We start from the raw sequence: 19,381 nt of genomic DNA on the forward strand, positions 1-19,381 counted from the left end.
TTATGCTGACTTATCAAGGCTATTGCGTTGATAAGTCACATAACTATAGGCCAAACCATTTTCTGCTTGGTGAGATTCACGGCTGACTTCTTCCCACAGTGCTAGATCAACATCCGCTAGAAAAGCATCTCCAGCAAAATCTGCATGTACCTCCGTTATATAAAGCTTATCTGCAAGCATAAAACCCTGTTGATATAGCTCAGCCCCTCCAATAAGAAACACCTCATCATCGTCAGCGCAGGCAGCTATCGCTTGCGCAATGCTATGCACAATAACAGCGCCCTCAACCTGATAGTCTTTGTTTCGTGTCACAATCACCGATGTTCTACCTGGCAACAAACGCCCTAATGACTCATAGGTTTTGCGTCCCATCACGATATGATGTCCCATCGTTAACGCTTTAAATCGTTTTAAATCTTCAGGCAAATGCCAAGGTAATGTATTGTTAATACCAATCACATTATGATTGGCAACAGCCACGATAATAGAAAGTTGTGTCATATTTTATACACTAAATGGATAGCTAATCGCTTCATGACATTGATAGCCTTGCACTTCAAAATCATCAACCGTTACCCATGTTTCTAAATCCTGCAGCGTTTTAATGTCAGGGTTGATGATGAGTTGTGGCGAAGGGAAAGGTTCGCGTTTTAGCTCAACATTTTGCATTAAGTCTAGCTGATCCTCATAAATATGGGCATTGACTATTTTGTGATAGGCTTTACCCGCTTTGTGTCCTGTTATCTGAGCCATAATTGCCAGCAGAAAATAGACTTGTACCATATTAAAATTTAAGCCCAACGGTACATCACAGCTTCGCTGTGTGCTGTTGAGATAGAGCGTGTCATCTAATAATGAAAAGTGATGGCTGTACATACAAGGACGCAAACAGCCCATATGAAAAACACCCGGGTGATAGAAGGTGAAAATTTCACCACGATTATCGATACCCGCGCGCAAATTGTTATAAATATTGTTCAGGACATCAATTGAACCGCCGTCTGGTTTAGGGAAATTACGCCCTACTTTGCCATAAATAAAACCGCAGTCATCTTTACCTTTACGATATGGATTTGCCAACCAATCTTGGTTGTCGTTGGCATTGGCATCCCACGTTTTTGTACCAATTTTTCTAAAGTCCGCGGCATTGTCATAGCCACGAATATACCCAATCATTTCTGCAATTGCCGATTTATAATAACTTTTTCTGGTTGTGACTAGTGGAAGTTGGCCTTGATCAACATCATAGGTTAAATCTGCGTTAATCACGGTTAAGCAGCGCTTACCTGTTCTTTTATTATCGACCCACTTACCTTCATCGATGATTCTTTGGCAAAGTGCTAAGTACTGTTTCATGCTACTTTTTCTTGGATAAACGCTTTAATCGCATCTACGCTCACATCCATCACTGTAAATTTCTGCGGCAAGTCTTCTATTCCTTTTAGGATTGCCGGTCTTGGCGGCACTTCGCCCAAGGCCTCAACCAAAGCATCTTCAAACTTAGCTGGCAGTGCAGTTTCAAGCACAACCATTGGCTTGCCTTGTTGTTTATATGCTAAGGCAACCTTTAACCCATCTGCTGTGTGCGTATCAATCACCACACCATATTTGGCATAAGTTGCACGGATGACTTTCATTCTAGCCTCATGGTTGCTACTACCTGATACAAAACCAAAGGTACTGACTTTTTTTAATAGGTGTTGAATATTAAAAGCGCCGCCTTGATCAATACCCGCCCACAAATCACGTACTTTGTCACCGTTTTGGTCTAATAAATCATAGATAAAACGCTCAAAATTAGAGGCTTTGCTAATGTCCATCGAGGGGCTAGAAGTATGATAAGTATTGGCTGAACCACGTGGGCGATAAACCCCAGTTCTAAAAAACTCGTCTAGCACATCATTTTCATTGGTCGCCACGACCAGCCTATCAATTGGCAACCCCATCATACGTGCAATATGACCGGCACAAACATTGCCAAAGTTACCTGATGGCACAGAAAAATCGACTTTTTGGTCGTTGCTTTCAGTCACAGCAAAATAGCCTTTAAAGTAATAGATCACTTGTGCGACTATTCTGCCCCAGTTAATAGAATTCACTGCGCCGATTTTATATTTTGCTTTAAATGCTGCGTCATTCGATACCGCTTTAACCATATCTTGGCAATCATCAAATACACCATTAACCGCAATATTAAAGATATTATCGTCTTGTAAGCTAAACATCTGCGCTGTTTGAAAGCGACTCATTTTTTTATGCGGCGACAGCATAAACACACGAACACCTTTTTTACCCCGCATTGCATACTCAGCTGCTGAACCAGTATCACCTGAGGTTGCCCCTAGAATATTGGTCGTTTCGCCTGTTTTAGTAAGCACGTATTCAAATAAATTGCCAAGCAATTGCATTGCCATATCTTTAAAAGCCAGGGTTGGGCCGTTTGAAAGTGATAATAAATATAAATCATTTTCTAATTTGAGCGTTGGTGTAATGTCTTCTGCTTGCTGGCCTTTACGGGTAAACCCATACACTTCTGCAGTGTAGGTTTTGTTGATTATGGCACGCAAATCATCAGCTGGAATATCATCATTGGCAATTAATCTAGACAAAATAGCAAACGCTAAATCACGATAATTCATGTCGCGCATCGCCGTTAAATCAGCATCGTCAAATTGTGGATATTGATCTGGCATATACAAACCGCCATCTGGCGCTAATCCGCCAAGCAAAACTTGGCTAAAACTTAATGCAGGAGAATGCCCGCGTGTACTTAAATATTTCATGCTTAACCCAATGTCTCCATCCGCAATTTAATTACACGGCCAGTGACCGTTGCCAGCGCTTCAATGTCAGCAATGGCTGTGTTCATGTTTTTCTCAATTGTCCTATGTGTTAAGAAAACCATATCCGTTTTTGTTTTCTCTGCAGGCTGTTCTTTTTGTATCATTGCATCAATAGAGATACCCTGATCCGCTAAAATTTTTGTTACCGCCGCAATCACGCCTGGCTTATCCGTTGCGTGCATGCGCAAATAATAAGCACTATTAATCTCTTCAATGGGTAGCACTGCTAAATCTTGTACTTGATCTGCTTGATAACCTAATGCGGGCACACGTTGAGTAGATGTTGTATCTTTCAACCTTGCCACATCAATCAAATCAGCAATAACAGCACTCGCTGTTGGCTCTGCGCCAGCACCAGCACCATAATATAAAGTTGGCCCTACTGCATCGCCCTGCACCACAACCGCATTCATTGCGCCATCTACATTTGCTACCAACCGCTTTTCAGGGATTAACGTTGGATGCACGCGCAACTCGACCCCTTTATCTGTTCGCTTGGCAATGCCGAGTAACTTGACGATATAACCAAGCTCTTTTGCATATTGGATATCCGCTTGCGCTAATTGTGTAATGCCTTCTGTATAGACTTCATTAAATTTTAGCGGCATACCAAAAGCAATGGCAGCCATAATGACTAACTTATGCGCAGCATCTATTCCCTCAACATCGAAGGTAGGATCGGCTTCGGCATAACCTAAGCGTTGCGCCTCACCGATAACCTCTTGATAAGCTAATCCTTTCTCGCGCATTTCCGTCAAAATAAAATTAGTGGTGCCGTTAATAATGCCAGCCACCCACTGAATGCGATTTGCACCCAATCCTTCGCGTAGCGCCTTGATAATAGGAATGCCACCTGCAACCGCAGCTTCATAAGCAACCATGACACCCATTTTTTGTGCTGCCAAGAAAATTTCATTGCCATGCAGCGCAATTAAGGCTTTATTGGCAGTCACGACGTGTTTCTTGTTGGCAATGGCTTGTAAGACTAACTCCTTAGCAATCGTGTAACCACCAATCAACTCAACAACCACATCAACCTCTGGATTTGCTACCAATGCAAAAGCGTCATCAGTCATACCAACTTGGCCTTGGGTCAGCTCATTAATGCGTTCAATATTTCTATCGGCAACATGGGTTACTTTAAGATGAATGCCTGTACGGCGCGCTATTTCTTCCGCATTACGTGCTAACACTTCATAGGTGCCGCCACCAACTGTTCCTAAGCCCAAAATGCCTACATTTAATTGCTTCAAACTTTTGCTCCATATTTCATTCTGTAATTTTTTAAGAATCTGGCAATACGATTAATTGCTACTGTTAAATCATCCACATTAGGCAAAAAAACCACACGGAAGTGATCGGCTGTTTTCCAATTAAAGCCTGAACCTTGTACTAATAATACTTTTTCTTCTTCTAGTAAATCTAATACAAACTTTTGGTCATCTTCAATTGGATAGATAGCAGGGTCGAGTTTTGGAAATAAATACATAGCTGCTTTGGGCTTAAAACATGTCACACCTGGAATCGCCACCAGCATGTCATAAGCCAAATCACGCTGCTTACATAAGCGTCCAGTTGGGGCAACTAAATCATCAATGCTTTGATAGCCGCCCAACGCAGTTTGAATAGCAAGTTGTCCAGGTACATTGCTACACAAGCGCATAGAAGCTAACATATTTAATCCTTCTATATATTCTTCTGCGTTTGATTTATCGCCTGAAACAATCATCCAACCTGCACGGTAACCGCAAGCACGGTAGTTTTTGGATAAGCCATTGAAAGTAACAAACAAAACATCATCGGCTAAGGAGGCCATCGAGATATGTTCATTGCCATCGTAAAGCACCTTGTCATAAATTTCATCGGCAAAAATCACCAATCCATGATGGCGTGCAATTTCAATAATGGCAATTAATGTTTCTTTAGGGTAGAGCGCACCTGTTGGGTTATTAGGGTTAATAACCACAATTGCACGTGTATTGGCATTAATTTTTGATTCAATATCTAGCAAATTAGGTAACCAATCATTATCTTCCTCACATCGATAATGCCTTGCTGTACCCCCTGCCAACGTCGCCGCCGCTGTCCACAAAGGATAATCGGGCGCTGGCACCAATACTTGGTCGCCATTGTTTAATAAGGCTTGCATTGCCATTACAATAAGCTCAGAAACTCCATTACCAATAATAATGTCATCCACGGTCACTCCAGCAATATGCTTGCTTTGTGTGTAATGCATAATGGCTTTTCTAGGCTCAAATAAGCCTTTGCTATCTGTATATACACCAGATTTCACAATATTACGAATCACATCCTGTTGAATCTCATCTGGCACTTCCAGTCCAAATACACCCGGATTACCAATATTCAATTTAATAATGCGCTGTCCTTCATCTTCCATTTCGCGCGCACGCTCTAACACGGGACCGCGAATGTCATAACAAACATTATCGAGTTTATTGGATTTTTTAAGCTTCTGTTTAGGACTTATATTCATATTTATATTTGCATAGTAAGAATGCTAATAATGACTAAGATAGTCACGTTTATTGACAAAGATGTTATCTTACCTTGTGAGCACCTATGCAGGCAATTAAACTAAGATGCTAATTAAGGATTTATAATGAGATTACAGACACTCTTTTATCGAACAGATTCATATCACATCCAATTAAATACAAACCTCATTAAAATTGGTTAAAATATCAAGTTATGAAATTGCATTTAACACAGCCAGAAGACACGAATCTCATTACCGCTTATGACGATGACTTTATTGAGGTCAATAAAAAGCGTTACACCAATCATTTAATTGTCATGCCAGAAGAGATAGTCCAAGACTGGCCAGTAGTGGGGCTTGCTCATCTTACTGCCTTGCACTTTACCAATATGCTTGAACTGAAACCAGAAGTTGTTTTATTAGGAACGGGAAAAACCCACCAGTTTATCCATCCAAAATTAACAGTTGCTTTGATAGAAAAAAGCGTATCTGTAGAATGTATGACCACACATGCTGCTTGCAGAACCTACAATATATTAATGAGCGAGGGCAGGCATGTAGCCGCTGCGCTTCTTTTACCCAGGATGATGGTTTAGGCAGATAAAATCAGCCTTTATAACACCATGATAATCCCATGAAAAAATGAGTATCGCGACAATTTGATTTGAAAACCGATGACGGTCATTCATCATTGTTGCGCAACCGCTCATAATCAAGATAAAAACCAATGCGCATTTTCATCGCATATGCTTTATTAAGCATATGCGATACTCAGACTTATAGATTTTTGGTGGACAAGGTTAAGGTTGCGTTGGTGCCACCAAATCCAAAACTATTAGAAAGTGCTGTTTCTATTTTTACATGATCAATTCGTTTGCGCACGATATGCAAACCTTCAGCAGCTGGATCTAAAGTTTCAATATTGGCAGAAGCTGCAATAAAATTATTTTCCATCATAATCAAAGTGTAAATAGCCTCATTAACACCCGCAGCACCAAGCGCATGGCCAGATAGCGACTTGGTTGAGGCGATTGCTACCGAGGTGGTGCCAAATACTTCACGAATAGCCTCTAGCTCTTTGGTATCGCCAACCGGGGTTGATGTGCCGTGCGTGTTGATATAGTCGACTTTTTCAATTGGCAACCCATCATGACCTTGCAACGCTAACTTCATACAGCGAACCGCGCCTTCACCACTGGGCGCAACCATATCATAACCATCTGATGTTGCCCCATAGCCTACGACTTCTGCATAGATTTTGGCACCACGTGCCTTGGCATGCTCATACTCCTCCAAGACCACGATGCCACCACCGCCAGAAATCACAAAACCATCACGATCTGCATCATATGTTCGTGATGCTTTGTCTGGTGTGTCATTATATTTGCTCGACAATGCTCCCATCGCATCAAACAAAAAGCTCATGGTCCAATGCTCTTCTTCACCACCACCGGCAAATACAATATCTTGTTTGCCTAATTGAATTTGCTCAACACCAGCACCAATACAATGCGCACTCGTGGAACATGCAGAACTAATACCGTAGTTAATCCCTTTAATTTTGGCGCCTGTTGCTAAGCAAGCAGCAATACCACTACTCATTGTTTTTGTGACCATATAAGGTCCTACACGACGGATACCTTTTTCGGCCAGAGTGGTTGTACTGTCTAGCATGCTTTCTGTCGACGTGCCGCCTGCACCAACAATTAATCCAGTACGAATATTAGATACCAACGATTCTGGCAAAGATGCATCCGCAATTGCTTCTTGCATCGCAATCCAGGTATATGCGTGCCCTTTTGCCATAAACCGCAATAATTTGCGATCAATATGTGCATCAATATCTAGATTCTTAACAGACCCAGCCACGTGCGAACGTAAACCACGCTCCGCATACTCAGGTTGGTAAGTAATGCCCGACCGACCTTCATAGAGGCTATTTTTTACTTCCTCTTTATTATTGCCGAGGCTAGAAACAATGCCTAATCCCGTAATCACAACACGTTTCATTACGTGCTTCTCCCTGCTAACTAAAAACGCATTAAAAATTATCTGTTCGTGTGAATAAACCCACACGCAAATCAGTTGCCACGTATATGTCTCTACCATCAACACTCATCGTAGCATCGGCAATTCCCATGACTAATTTACGCATAATGACGCGTTTCAAATCAATCGTATAGGTTGCCATTTTGGCACTAGGTAATACTTGTCCGGAGAATTTTACATCACCCGCCCCTAATGCACGACCTCTACCAGGACCACCTTTCCATCCTAAGTAGAAGCCAACTAATTGCCACATAGCATCCAAACCTAAACAGCCAGGCATAACAGGATCGCCTGTAAAATGACAATCAAAAAACCATAGATCTGGCTTGATATCTAATTCTGCAATAATTTGCCCATTACCGTATTTTCCACCCTCGTCGGTAATGCTGACTATACGATCAAACATTAACATTGGCGGCAATGGCAGTTGCGCATTACCTTCACCAAACATTTCTCCACGCCCACATGCCAGTAAATCTTCTTTAGTATAACTATTTTGTTTTGCCATTATGTTTATTCTTTATCAATTAAAATATGATTAATGCTATTTTCGCTGGAAAATGACTTTCATGAAACCCCTAACTGTTATTTATATTAACAGTAGGCCAATAATCATCAGCAATTTTAACTATACAAACCTGTATACACTATCCAAGAAATCGTTTACCATTGTTACATTATGTTACAAATAGTTTTCATTTTTACCAATCTTAAATATTAGGAAAACACGATGAGCGATCGTCAACTAACCGACTGGCGCCAACATGCTTTGGCATTAGAATCTGAAGTCAATAAGGTCGTCGTAGGTCAAAGCAACCCTATTCGATTAATTACCACTTCCATTTTTGCACGCGGGCATGTATTGCTTGAGGGTGATGTTGGTGTGGGCAAAACAACCTTATTACGTGCAATTGCGCGTGGCGTAGGAGGTGCGTATCAACGGATTGAAGGCACGATTGACTTAATGCCAAACGATTTGGTGTATCACACTTATTTGGGTGAAGATGGTAAACCGCATGTGAGTCCTGGACCAATTCTAGAGGCTGGTGAAGACTTATCTATTTTCTTCTTTAATGAAATCAACCGTGCTCGTCCACAAGTCCACTCATTGTTATTGCGTGTGATGGCAGAGCGGACCCTCACTGCTTTTAATAAAGAGCATCATTTTCCACACATGCTAGTATTTGCAGACCGCAATCAAGTGGAAAAAGAAGAAACCTTTGATATTCCTTCAGCAGCGCGCGATCGCTTTATGATGGAAATTCCAATTGTGGTGCCTAAAGACCACGACATTATGGAATCTTTGGTATTTGATACGCGTTTTCATAATGTTGATAAATTGGTAGCTGGCGTACCAGAGAATATTCTGCAATATAAAGAGCTCAATGCTTTTGCAGCACAATTACAAGACAGCGTTAGTGCCAGCCCAGCTTTACGTCAATATGCCCTAGCGTTATGGCAGGCAACAAAAGCACCATTAGATTATGGTGTCAAAGTCTCTGGCGTTGATATGAACCGCCTTGTGCTTTCTGGCGCTAGCCCTCGCGGTATGGGCATGTTGCTAAGAGCAGCCCGCGTGAATGCTTGGCTTAATAATAGAGATGCCGTGTTACCAGATGATATTCATGCGGTATTCCACGAAACCATTGCTCACCGCGTGGTTTTCAGCCCAGTCTACGAGATGCGGCGCACAGAAATTGCACGTGAAATGCTAGATGGCATTATTAATGTGGTTGCCGCACCATAAAAGGCGATGGATTAACAATGCGGCCAGATCATATCAAAGAGTTTAGTTATCACATTAACTGGCGTTCTAATTCACGTCGGCCAGGTAGCCACCGTAGCAACCAGCGCGGTATGGGGATGGAGTTTCGTGGTCATGCCACCCTACTTTCTTACCCTGATCCTAGACGAATTGATTTACGGCAAACTATTCGCGACCCGATGGAGCAAATTTATGTGCGCATTTTTAATCAAAAAAGTGCGGCACCCGTATTTGTACTATGTGACCTCTCTGGCTCTATGCAATATGGCAGCCAGCAACGCAAAATTGCGATTGCTGCTGATATTACCCAATCGGTAGCGCAATCCGTCACCCATAATGGCGATCCATTTGGATTTATTGGGTTTGATGATGAAATTCGTGAAGATTGGATTAGCACCCTTTCTGCAAGACCGCATATTGCTATTGAGATGGCTGAACGATTGCGAGCGTATGAACCTGGTGAAGTTGGTAGCACCGCACTCATTGACACTGTCCGTATGTTGCCACGTGAGCGTTCTTTAATTTTTTTAGTGTCAGATTTTCATATGCCTATGGCCGACTTAGAAGCCTCACTGGTATTAATGTTGCGCCATCATATTATTCCTGTAGTGTTATGGGATACAGCAGAATATGCCGACTTACCTGAGTTTGGTATTGCCAATGTAACCGACCCTGAAACGGGTACAAAACGCACTTTATTTTTGCGTAAAGAATACAGAAATCGAATTTTAGAAAACTTTACAAAACGACGTAAAGCCATCGAAGATTTATTTTTGCGTTTTGATATGCAACCCTTTTTTGTAACCAACCAATTTGATGCCGACTTATTAGGCGACTACTTCCATCAATATGTCGCTGCTTAAATCATGATGAGTAAAACCATGCAACCACGTTATAAAATTCTAATCACGCTCATTCAACTAGTAAGTATCTGCGCTTTATGTATTTCACAGCAACTATATGCAGAAGTTAAATTGCCTAGCGTAGACGATAAATATGTTGAATTAAAGATTGAAGACCCTACGCGCGATGCTGGTTATGTAGTCGGTGACATCCTGAAAAGAACAATTACTATTACCATCAAAAAACCATATCAACTCATTGACGAGTCCCTACCTATTGTTGGTTATGAGCATCGTTATAAAGGCCAGGTATCTGGTATTGAGTTGTCAGCAATAAACAAAAAAACAACACAAAATGCAGATAGTGAAACGCATGTGCTTGACTTAAGCTATCAAGTCTTTAAAACAGATCGCGTTGCAAAACCCGCGGCATTGCGTGCGGAAATACTAAGACTGCGTAACACCGAAAATATCAAAGAGACGGTAGAGTACCGAATTCCTTCGTTTAATTTTAGAGTTTCCCCGCTATCTGTCATTGGTCAAATCAAGTTGGACCAAGAAATGTATCCACTAATACCGCCATTGACTTTGGACAGCGCCGATGTCATTTTGCGCATAAAGATATTAGTTAGCCTATTGGCATTGTCATTAATCAGTCTGCTTTATATTCTTGGCACCTATGCTTGGTTGCCAAGAATGGGAGCACCATTTGCCAGAGCCTATCGGGATATCAAAAAAATGGACAACACACCGGAAGGCATTAAACAAGCTGTATCTCGTTTACATGAATCCCTTAACAAAACCGCGGGCGCCAGTCTGTTTAGCAATCATATTAATGAATTTATTACAAAGAAACCGGCATTTGCACCTGCTAAACAACAAATCGAACAGTTTTTTGGTTTTTCCCATCAAGTGTTTTTTGAAGATCATTCGCAAACGTTGCATCACGACAATCCAAAAGCTTGGTTACTCAGCTTATGTCTTAATTTGCGCCACTGCGAGCGCGGCCTAGTGCCAGAGATGACAAAAGGGGTTCGCACTTAATGGCTTTTACCAATCCTTTGGCGTTGTGGTTACTGCCATTAGCCTTGTTGCCTATCTTGCTTGAGCGGTCGCATACCAAAACCTATTCATGGGTAGCAATGCTGCCGCATGACTCACTCTCTGACTTAATTGGACTATTACTCAAACTATTAGCAACGGTCAGTATTGCCTTTATTATCCTAGGCATTGCCGACCCACATACCCTGGAGCAAAAAGTAGAAAAAATTGGTATTGGGGCGCAAATTGGATTGGTGCTTGATAGAAGCGCCAGCATGGATGATCCTTTTTCTGGTGGTGTTGCAGCCGGCAATGTAGGCGAAACAAAATCGGCTGCAGCCAGTAGATTAATGACTGAGTTTGTGAATGCGCGCGAAAACGACATGATTGGCATTATTACGTTTAGTAATTCAGCGATGTACGTATTACCTCTTTCTGGTAATCGCGATGCCATTTTATCTGCCATTAAAGCCACTTCAGGCAATGCTTTATTCCAAACCAATATTGGTGCAGGCTTAACCAGTGCGGTCAGCTTATTTAATGATGTGCCAGATTCTGGCTCGCGCGCGATTATTTTAATCTCTGATGGCGCAGGTAAAATGGATGGCGTGGTTCAACAAAAATTGAAAGACTGGTTGCAACAATACAATATTACTTTGTACTGGATTGTATTAAGGCAACCAGGGGGTATTAGTATTTTTGATCCGAAATATGAAAATTGGAAAGAGGTAGAGCTCCCACCTGTTCAAATTGAACTGCATAATTTTTTTAAAACACTGAATACCCCTTTTCAAGCCTATGAAGCTGATGATCCTAAATCACTAGAAACGGCTATTTTTGATATTAATAAAAAAGAAAAGAAACCCATTACTTACTTGGAAAAAATACCAGGAAAAAACTTTACCCAAGTTTGCTATCTCATCGCTGCCTTAATGATTGCTTTGTTACTTGGTGTTAAATATTTGGAGAATAAAACATGGCGCTCGGCCTAAAATTGTTAACTGTCAAAAAACTTACTTGGATGTTGGTCATATTGGCATTGCTTTGCGTCATGGGTATCGCACATCAAGTAAATAGACTTAATCAAATTCATGCATTTAATACGGCTGTTACGACAGGAAATGCTCCAGAAACCGATAAAACGAGTTACGAAGCAAAGTATGCACAAGCTTATTGGTTAGCAAAAAAAGACTACTACAAAGAAGCGATAAAACTTTTTACCGGATTAACACAAACAAGTTCAGCCAGTAACCGAGCGGCTGTTTTTCACAATATTGGCAATATGTTTTTTTTAAAAGCGCTCAGAATTGATGCGGGCAATGATCCGCGAGCACGCGACGAAGCCGAGTATTTGCTAACAGAAGCCAAGGTCTCTTATAAAAATGCCGTCAAACTCGATAATAGCAACTGGGGAACACGTCGCAATTTAGATCGTGTATTGTCGTTATTACCAGAAGTGCCGACACCAGGCATCAGCGACTCTGATTCTCCTGGCATCATTATGGGTAACATTCCAGTTGGATTACCTTAAACGTGATAGAGACAAAGTGGATGAAGCGATAGCATGCAAAATTGGATACATTATTTAAAAAAGAATAAAGACGCGGCCTTGTTAAGCAGCGCACTGGTACTATTGATTGTCGCTATGTTCCGTCCCACTTTGCCAGTCAAACACAATATTTATACTTATTTGTTAGTTGCTGATATTTCACAAAGCATGAATACAGCTGATATCAAAAAATTAAATGGCAAAACCATCACACGCATGGAGCATATGCAAACACTGATGCATGAGGTTGTATCTTCTTTACCGTGCGGCACCAAAGTTGGTATATCACTTTTTGCTGGCGTGAGCACTGCTGCGCTGTATCATCCAATTGAAGTGTGCGAAAATTTTCATGCTATTCAAGATACAATTGACCATTTGGATTGGCGTACTGCTTGGTCTGGTAATAGCCGAATCCGTGAAAATCTTTATAGTATATCAAGAACGTTACGCTCTTTTCCCAAAGAGCTTGTTGCACAGGTAGTATTGTTTACTGATGGTGAAGAAGCACCTAAGCTACACGTTTTTAATACTAAAGATCTAAAGGGTCTACAGGACGCTAAAGATTGGCTGATAGTTGGCATTGGCAGTGCAGAAGGGGCAGCGATTCCAAAACTCAGTCAAGATAATCAAGTGATTGGCTATTGGTCAAATGAGAGCTTTGCATTACAACCCGGTATTGCGCAAATCTCTGAGTCTAATATTGGCACTAGAAATGACAGTGTTGCTTCTGGCGAATTTGACCGCTACATCTCTAAGCTAGATGAAGCTTACCTTAAAGAAATTAGCCAAGAAATCGATGCACTATATGTCCGTGGAGACAGTATTCGTAATGTATTAAACGCCATGAGTAAACAAAAGCCTGCACGACGCGATATTGCACCTTTTGATATTAGTTGGTTTTTAGCTGGATTAGCAGGACTACTATTGTTAGGCGCTTACTATAGCAAACACCCACTCAAGCGTATGGCAGAAACAATAGGCTTATATAAAAGATCACTCAAAAAGCGTTCTGAAAAAGAAGCTGAAATTGCACATGATAACTATATTAACTAAGCTTCAGAATGTCTCCACCAGCGCAACCAAACGCGCAAATGACGATGCGAGGCTGTATGATGATCAGCCAACATAATGAGCGGTGGTAAATTGCCAAACCACAATGTTGTTTGATTGGTTTGCCGGCTATTAATAATTAATATTTTAGAATGAACATAACTTGTTGGCGCGATACTCGGGGTAAATTGCTCTCCCCGATGATTCGTCAATCGCAACTGACCAATCGCACTGACTTCAATACGTTGCCAAGACCATGGCAACAGTCCTAAAGCATCGCGCAAGCTATAGTATGTTGTTGAAATCATAATCATGCTTATCAAAAAAAGTTTAGATAACGCGTGTATTGGTAATATGGTAATTATCCAACAACTTGATATTGCAATCAGACCCAGCAGCCCCAATAATAAGAAAGAAGGTTTGATATCAATATCAATGGCTTGAATTAAATGCATTTTCATATAAGGATATAGTGGCATGACAGAAACAAATTGGCAATCCAACTTAATAGCACAAGGTGCGGTGTTTGAAAATGGGATGGTTCAGCATTTTGGAGATGCAGCACAATCCATACAAGCGACTGCCACAACCAACACCTTGTGTGATTTATCACATCTGGGTTTACTGGCGCTCACTGGAGACGATGCCACTACTTTTCTGCAAGGTCAGGTAACCAATGATGTTAAGGCTTTGGATGGCAATAATGCGCACTTTACTGGCTATTGCTCGCCTAAAGGCCGCCTACTTGCGCTGTTCTTCGCTTTTTCACACAGTAACACGTTGTATTTGCAATTTAACCAATCGTTATTAATACCTATTATGAAGCGTTTAAAAATGTATGTTCTGCGTGCAAAAGTCGATATACAAGATGCCAGTAACAGCTTAATTAGATTTGGTATCAATGGTCCAGAGGCTGCCAAGCTGCTAACGCAGGTGCTTTCTACGGCACCAGCAGAAAACTATACTATGGCACCTATTATCATAGCCCAGCAATCAGTTGGTACTATGATCAGGCTCCCCAGTATTGAAACCCATCAGCGATTTGAAATCCTGATTGAGGCAGACCATGCACAAGACGTTTGGGACAAACTCAAAGAAAATTGCCAGCTGATTGGCAAGCCATGCTGGGATTGGCTAGATATTCAAACGGGCTTGCCAGATATTGTTGAACAAACGCAAGAGCAATTTGTGCCACAAATGTTAAATATTGATTGCTTAAATGGTATCAACTTTAAAAAAGGGTGTTACACCGGCCAAGAAATTGTAGCGCGTACCCATTATTTAGGCAAAATTAAACGCCGGACCTATCTTGCTACTATCGCAAGCAGTCAAACACCGCACGCAGGCGAAAAAGTGGTGGATGGAGATGGTAATGAAGTGGGGCAATTCGTCAAAGTTGCGCCAAATTTAGCAGGCGGCTTTGATGCTTTAATAGAAATACGGATTGAAGCTAAGACAACGGGTCATATTCATTGGAACACGCATGCTGTTACATTTGGTCAGTTGCCCTACCGGGTAGACAACGACTAAGTGAAGCTGGCTAATCTGCTTGCTTTTGTTCAACTTGTTGCGTTGTCTGGTCTATTTTGTGATTAAAAACTGAAGCGTCGATTACTTGATAAAACACTTCATCGGGCTTAATCATGCCTAGCTCGTTACGTGCGCGCTCTTCAATTGCGTCGTTTCCCTGCTTTAAGTCTCGGACTTCAGCTTTTAATGCGTCATTGCGGTGCTGACTTACGCTATTTTCTTCTTTCTGCCGCTCAACTTGTTGATTCACTTTCCATACACGCATCCAACTACCTTTGCCGAGCCACAATGGATATTGCAGCAAGACAATAAGCGTAACCAGAATAATCGTCAGTATCCGCAATGGAATGCTTTACACTTATTTAAATAATTGATAAAAGGCTGACAATCCAGCATAGCTTGAGGCATCTCCTAACTCTTCTTCAATGCGTAGCAATTGGTTATATTTTGCTACACGCTCAGAACGACAGAGTGAACCCGTTTTAATTTGCAAAGCATTGGTAGCCACAGATATATCAGCAATGGTTGTATCCTCCGTTTCACCAGAGCGGTGTGAAATCACGGCGGTATAACCAGCCCGTTTTGCCATTTCAATGGTTTCAAATGTTTCTGTCAATGTGCCAATTTGATTGACTTTAATCAATACAGAATTGGCCACCTTTTTCTGAATGCCTTCTTTCAAGATTTTTGGATTGGTCACAAATAAATCGTCACCAACCAATTGCACCTTATCACCCAGACGTTTGGTGAGTAAATCCCAACCATCCCAGTCAAATTCGTCCATACCATCTTCAATGCTAATAATTGGGTATTTATCACATAAGGTTGCTAAATAATCACAAAATTGTGCCGATGTTAGCGACGTGTTTTCAGAAGCTAATACATATTTCCCATCTTTATAAAATTCACTACTTGCACAATCTAGACCCAAATAAACATCTTTACCTGGCTCATAACCCGCTGCAGAAATCGCTTCCATAATTAACTGTAAAGCAGACTCATTGGATGGCAAATCAGGCGCAAAACCACCTTCATCACCCACTGTAGTTGCTAACCCTTTAGCACTTAATGTTTTTTTCAATTGGTGAAAGATTTCAGCGCCACAACGCAATGCTTCACGAAAAGTTGGTAAGCCTGCTGGAATAATCATAAACTCTTGTATATCGACCGAGTTATCCGCATGCTCACCGCCGTTAATAATATTCATCATCGGGGTGGGCAATTGCATGCGTCCAGATCCGCCCAAATAACGGTATAGCGGTAAACCGCTCTCCTCTGCCGCCGCACGTGCACAAGCCATTGAAACAGCTAAAATCGCATTTGCACCCAAACGATCTTTATTATCAGTGCCATCTAAATCAATCAACGTTTTATCAATAAACGCTTGCTCCTCAGCATCTAAACCAATAATCGCTTCGGTAATTTCTGTATTGACATTTTCAACTGCGTTTAAAACACCCTTACCTAAATAGCGTGATTTATCGCCATCCCGTAATTCCACGGCTTCCTTAGTACCCGTCGACGCACCAGAAGGGACTGCAGCACGACCAATCACTCCACTTTCAAGTAATACATCTGCTTCAATCGTTGGGTTTCCACGTGAATCCATAATTTCGCGGGCGATAACATCTACAATTGCGCTCATTGTTTTTTTCCTTTGGTAATATCTAAATCTTAATATATTGAAATTCTAAACTATTGAAGTATCTGTTTATATGAGAACGTCTCTCACTCATCACTTTGCAATGACATCTCTGCAAAACCAGCTTTTTTGACTAGATGATCAATATCGACTAACACGTGCAATAGCGCCTCCATTCTGTCTAATGGCCATGCATTAGGTCCATCAGATAAAGCCATTGCAGGATTAGGATGTGTTTCCATAAAGATACCAGCAATACCACTGGCAACAGCCGCACGCGCTAATACAGGCACATGCTCACGCTGACCGCCACTTTTGTCACCTTGTCCACCAGGCTGCTGCACAGAGTGAGTCGCATCGAATACCACAGGACAATGTGTTTCACGCATGATAGCCAGACCTCGCATATCAGATACCAAGGTGTTATAGCCAAAAGACGCACCACGCTCGCAAACCATAATAGTATCTGCTCCGCCATTGGCTTCTTTGGCTTTATTCACTACTTGCAACATATCGTGTGGTGCTAAAAATTGGCCTTTTTTAATATTGACTGGTTTGCCAGATTGCGCACAAGCGACTATAAAGTCGGTCTGTCGACATAAAAAAGCCGGTGTTTGCAGCACATCAACGACAGCGGCCACATGCGGCACTTGCTCTACCGTATGTACATCAGTTAATACTGGCACACCAATTTGACTTTTGACTTCATCTAAAATTCTTAGGCCTTCATCCATACCAAAGCCACGAAAGGTTTTAGTCGAGCTACGATTGGCTTTATCGTAAGATGATTTATAAATAAACGGCACGCCAATGCGCATTGCCATTTCTTTTAACTGGCCCGCAGTTTCAATGGCAAACTCACGTGACTCAATCACACAGGGTCCTGCAATTAAAAATAAAGGCTGGTGTAATCCAACTTCAAAACCACATAATTTCATTTACTTTGTTCCTTTATAAGCCAATGCAGCTTTTACATAAGCAGTAAACAATGGATGCCCAGTACGAGGGTTAGAGGTAAACTCAGGGTGAAATTGACAAGCGACAAACCACGGGTGAGCCGATTCTGGCAACTCGATCATCTCGCATAATTGCTCTGTAGGCGTACGAGCAGAAATGACTAAACCAGCGTCTTTTAATTGTTCAACATAATGATTGTTCACCTCATAACGATGCCGATGTCGCTCATTGACTTGCTCGCCATAAATACTGGCCGCTTTGGTATTAGGCTCAATTGGGCACGATTGAGCGCCCAAACGCATGGTGCCACCTAAGTCGGAGTTAGCATCGCGTTTTTCAATTTTACCAGAGGCATCTTGCCACTCATCAATCAGTCCAACTAGCTTGTGTGCTGTCTCTGGATTAAATTCAGTACTATTGGCATCTCTTAAACCTGCCACATTGCGCGCATACTCAATAACCGCTAATTGCATACCTAAGCAGATACCAAGATAAGGGATCTTATTTTCACGTGCATATTGAATAGTTTGAATTTTGCCTTCTGTCCCCCGTTTACCAAAACCACCTGGAATTAAGATTGCATCCATATTTTTTAATGCGCCTGTGCCATTTTTTTCAATTTCTTCACTATCGATAAAATGGATTTTTACTTTGGATTCAGTGTGAATACCCGCGTGAATAAGCGCCTCTGTCAGCGATTTGTATGACTCAGTTAAATCAACATATTTCCCAACAAAGGCAACATCCACATGGTGCGAAGGGTTAGCAAGTGCATGGGTGATTTTCTTCCATTCTGTTAGGTCAGCTGCTTTGGCCAAAATACCCAATTTGTGACACACAATCTCATCCATCATTTGGTCATGCAAGAGCAACGGAATTTTATAAATCGTATCGGCATCAACTGCACTAATGACCGCTTCAAATGGCACGTTAGTAAACAGCGCAATCTTACGACGTTCATCTTCAGGAATTTCATGTTCTGCACGACATAATAACAAATCAGGCTGAATACCAATCTCACGCAACTCTTTAACAGAGTGCTGTGTTGGCTTGGTTTTTAACTCACCTGCCGTAGGAATCCAAGGCAATAGTGTCAAATGCACATAGCAGACATTTTTTGCGCCTTCTTCAAAACCCATTTGGCGAATCGCTTCTAAAAATGGCAGTGACTCAATGTCTCCTACAGTGCCGCCGACTTCTACAATGGCAACATCAGCCCCTTGCGCGCCTGCACGGATATGCATTTTCATTTCATCGGTAATATGCGGAATCACTTGTACCGTTTTACCTAGATACTCGCCACGGCGTTCTTTTTTTATCACACTTTCATAAATTTGACCCGTGGTAAAGTTATTGCTTTTACCCATTTTGGCGCTAATAAATCGCTCATAATGGCCTAAATCTAAATCAGTTTCTGTGCCATCATCGGTCACAAACACTTCACCATGCTGAAAAGGCGACATTGTGCCTGGATCTACATTAATATAAGGATCTAACTTGAGCATAGTCACATTGAGGCCACGTGACTCGAGGATAGCACCCAAGCTTGCCGCTGCAATGCCTTTTCCTAAAGAAGAAACAACACCGCCGGTTACGAATACATATTTAGTCAT

At 41.6% G+C, this 19,381-nt stretch carries 20 protein-coding genes; 8 read left to right on the top strand and 12 right to left on the bottom strand.

The window, feature by feature from the left end; translation table 11 throughout:
• Genes KFB94_01265 through KFB94_01285 form a run of 5 tightly spaced genes read right to left on the bottom strand, consistent with a single transcriptional unit; the run spans position 1 to position 5,334 of the window.
• Entirely contained in the window at positions 1-501 is a 501-nt protein-coding gene (locus KFB94_01265) for a dihydrofolate reductase (protein QVL45787.1), read from the bottom strand.
• Between the two features lie 3 nt (positions 502-504).
• The gene (locus KFB94_01270) at positions 505-1,356 is read right to left on the bottom strand and encodes a thymidylate synthase (protein QVL45788.1); all 852 of its coding nucleotides are present in this window, start codon (positions 1,354-1,356) and stop codon (positions 505-507) included.
• Positions 1,353-2,783 carry a threonine synthase gene (locus KFB94_01275; protein QVL45789.1) on the bottom strand — a complete coding sequence of 477 codons (1,431 nt, stop codon included), beginning with the start codon at positions 2,781-2,783 and terminating at the stop codon, positions 1,353-1,355. Before KFB94_01275 ends, KFB94_01270 begins: the two co-directional genes overlap by 4 nt.
• A gap of 2 nt (positions 2,784-2,785) precedes the next feature.
• Entirely contained in the window at positions 2,786-4,096 is a 1,311-nt protein-coding gene (locus KFB94_01280; protein ID QVL45790.1) for a homoserine dehydrogenase, read from the bottom strand.
• On the bottom strand, positions 4,093-5,334 hold the full coding sequence (locus tag KFB94_01285; GenBank protein QVL46514.1) for a pyridoxal phosphate-dependent aminotransferase: 1,242 nt from the start codon (positions 5,332-5,334) through the stop codon (positions 4,093-4,095). Before KFB94_01285 ends, KFB94_01280 begins: the two co-directional genes overlap by 4 nt.
• Positions 5,335-5,555: 221 nt before the next feature.
• Between KFB94_01285 and KFB94_01290 the strand changes: the two genes are divergently transcribed.
• Positions 5,556-5,939, top strand: a complete 384-nt coding sequence (locus KFB94_01290) for an Mth938-like domain-containing protein (protein ID QVL45791.1) — start codon at positions 5,556-5,558, stop codon at positions 5,937-5,939.
• Between the two features lie 181 nt (positions 5,940-6,120).
• On the opposite strand, the gene fabB is transcribed toward KFB94_01290, so the two are convergent.
• Positions 6,121-7,353, bottom strand: a complete 1,233-nt coding sequence (gene fabB, locus KFB94_01295) for a beta-ketoacyl-ACP synthase I (protein QVL45792.1) — start codon at positions 7,351-7,353, stop codon at positions 6,121-6,123.
• Positions 7,354-7,384: 31 nt separating this feature from the next.
• The gene (fabA, locus tag KFB94_01300) at positions 7,385-7,900 is read right to left on the bottom strand and encodes a 3-hydroxyacyl-[acyl-carrier-protein] dehydratase FabA (GenBank protein QVL45793.1); all 516 of its coding nucleotides are present in this window, start codon (positions 7,898-7,900) and stop codon (positions 7,385-7,387) included.
• A 222-nt stretch (positions 7,901-8,122) separates the two neighbouring features.
• Between fabA and KFB94_01305 the strand changes: the two genes are divergently transcribed.
• From KFB94_01305 to KFB94_01330, 6 genes are read left to right on the top strand one after another with little or no spacing between them, the layout of a single operon-like run.
• Complete coding sequence (locus KFB94_01305) at positions 8,123-9,139, top strand: MoxR family ATPase (protein ID QVL45794.1); 1,017 nt, start codon at positions 8,123-8,125, stop codon at positions 9,137-9,139.
• Positions 9,140-9,156: 17 nt separating this feature from the next.
• Positions 9,157-10,020 (top strand): DUF58 domain-containing protein, encoded by an 864-nt coding sequence (locus KFB94_01310; protein ID QVL45795.1) that lies wholly within the window; start codon positions 9,157-9,159, stop codon positions 10,018-10,020.
• Positions 10,021-10,026: 6 nt separating this feature from the next.
• Positions 10,027-11,043, top strand: a complete 1,017-nt coding sequence (locus KFB94_01315) for a hypothetical protein (protein ID QVL46515.1) — start codon at positions 10,027-10,029, stop codon at positions 11,041-11,043.
• Positions 11,043-12,032: a VWA domain-containing protein gene (locus tag KFB94_01320; protein QVL45796.1), complete on the top strand. Its 990-nt coding sequence runs from the start codon at positions 11,043-11,045 to the stop codon at positions 12,030-12,032. Before KFB94_01315 ends, KFB94_01320 begins: the two co-directional genes overlap by 1 nt.
• Positions 12,017-12,571 carry a hypothetical protein gene (locus KFB94_01325; GenBank protein QVL45797.1) on the top strand — a complete coding sequence of 185 codons (555 nt, stop codon included), beginning with the start codon at positions 12,017-12,019 and terminating at the stop codon, positions 12,569-12,571. The genes KFB94_01320 and KFB94_01325 overlap by 16 nt, the downstream gene beginning before the upstream one ends.
• A gap of 33 nt (positions 12,572-12,604) precedes the next feature.
• Positions 12,605-13,642 (top strand): VWA domain-containing protein, encoded by a 1,038-nt coding sequence (locus KFB94_01330; protein QVL45798.1) that lies wholly within the window; start codon positions 12,605-12,607, stop codon positions 13,640-13,642.
• On the opposite strand, the gene KFB94_01335 is transcribed toward KFB94_01330, so the two are convergent.
• On the bottom strand, positions 13,639-13,947 hold the full coding sequence (locus KFB94_01335; GenBank protein QVL45799.1) for a hypothetical protein: 309 nt from the start codon (positions 13,945-13,947) through the stop codon (positions 13,639-13,641). The two genes, KFB94_01330 and KFB94_01335, sit on opposite strands and share 4 nt — an antisense overlap.
• Positions 13,948-14,116: 169 nt before the next feature.
• Between KFB94_01335 and KFB94_01340 the strand changes: the two genes are divergently transcribed.
• Entirely contained in the window at positions 14,117-15,169 is a 1,053-nt protein-coding gene (locus KFB94_01340) for a folate-binding protein YgfZ (GenBank protein ID QVL45800.1), read from the top strand.
• 10 nt (positions 15,170-15,179) lie between these two features.
• On the opposite strand, the gene ftsB is transcribed toward KFB94_01340, so the two are convergent.
• From ftsB to KFB94_01360, 4 genes are all read right to left on the bottom strand, one after another.
• Positions 15,180-15,512: a cell division protein FtsB gene (gene ftsB / locus KFB94_01345; GenBank protein ID QVL45801.1), complete on the bottom strand. Its 333-nt coding sequence runs from the start codon at positions 15,510-15,512 to the stop codon at positions 15,180-15,182.
• A gap of 15 nt (positions 15,513-15,527) precedes the next feature.
• Positions 15,528-16,814, bottom strand: coding sequence for a phosphopyruvate hydratase (eno, locus tag KFB94_01350; GenBank protein ID QVL45802.1), 1,287 nt, complete (start codon positions 16,812-16,814; stop codon positions 15,528-15,530).
• Between the two features lie 83 nt (positions 16,815-16,897).
• Positions 16,898-17,749, bottom strand: a complete 852-nt coding sequence (kdsA, locus tag KFB94_01355) for a 3-deoxy-8-phosphooctulonate synthase (protein QVL45803.1) — start codon at positions 17,747-17,749, stop codon at positions 16,898-16,900.
• Positions 17,750-19,381 (bottom strand): CTP synthase, encoded by a 1,632-nt coding sequence (locus tag KFB94_01360; protein QVL45804.1) that lies wholly within the window; start codon positions 19,379-19,381, stop codon positions 17,750-17,752. It abuts the gene before it with no gap.

It is taken from the genome of Methylophilaceae bacterium, from assembly GCA_018398995.1.
Lineage (GTDB): Bacteria > Pseudomonadota > Gammaproteobacteria > Burkholderiales > Methylophilaceae.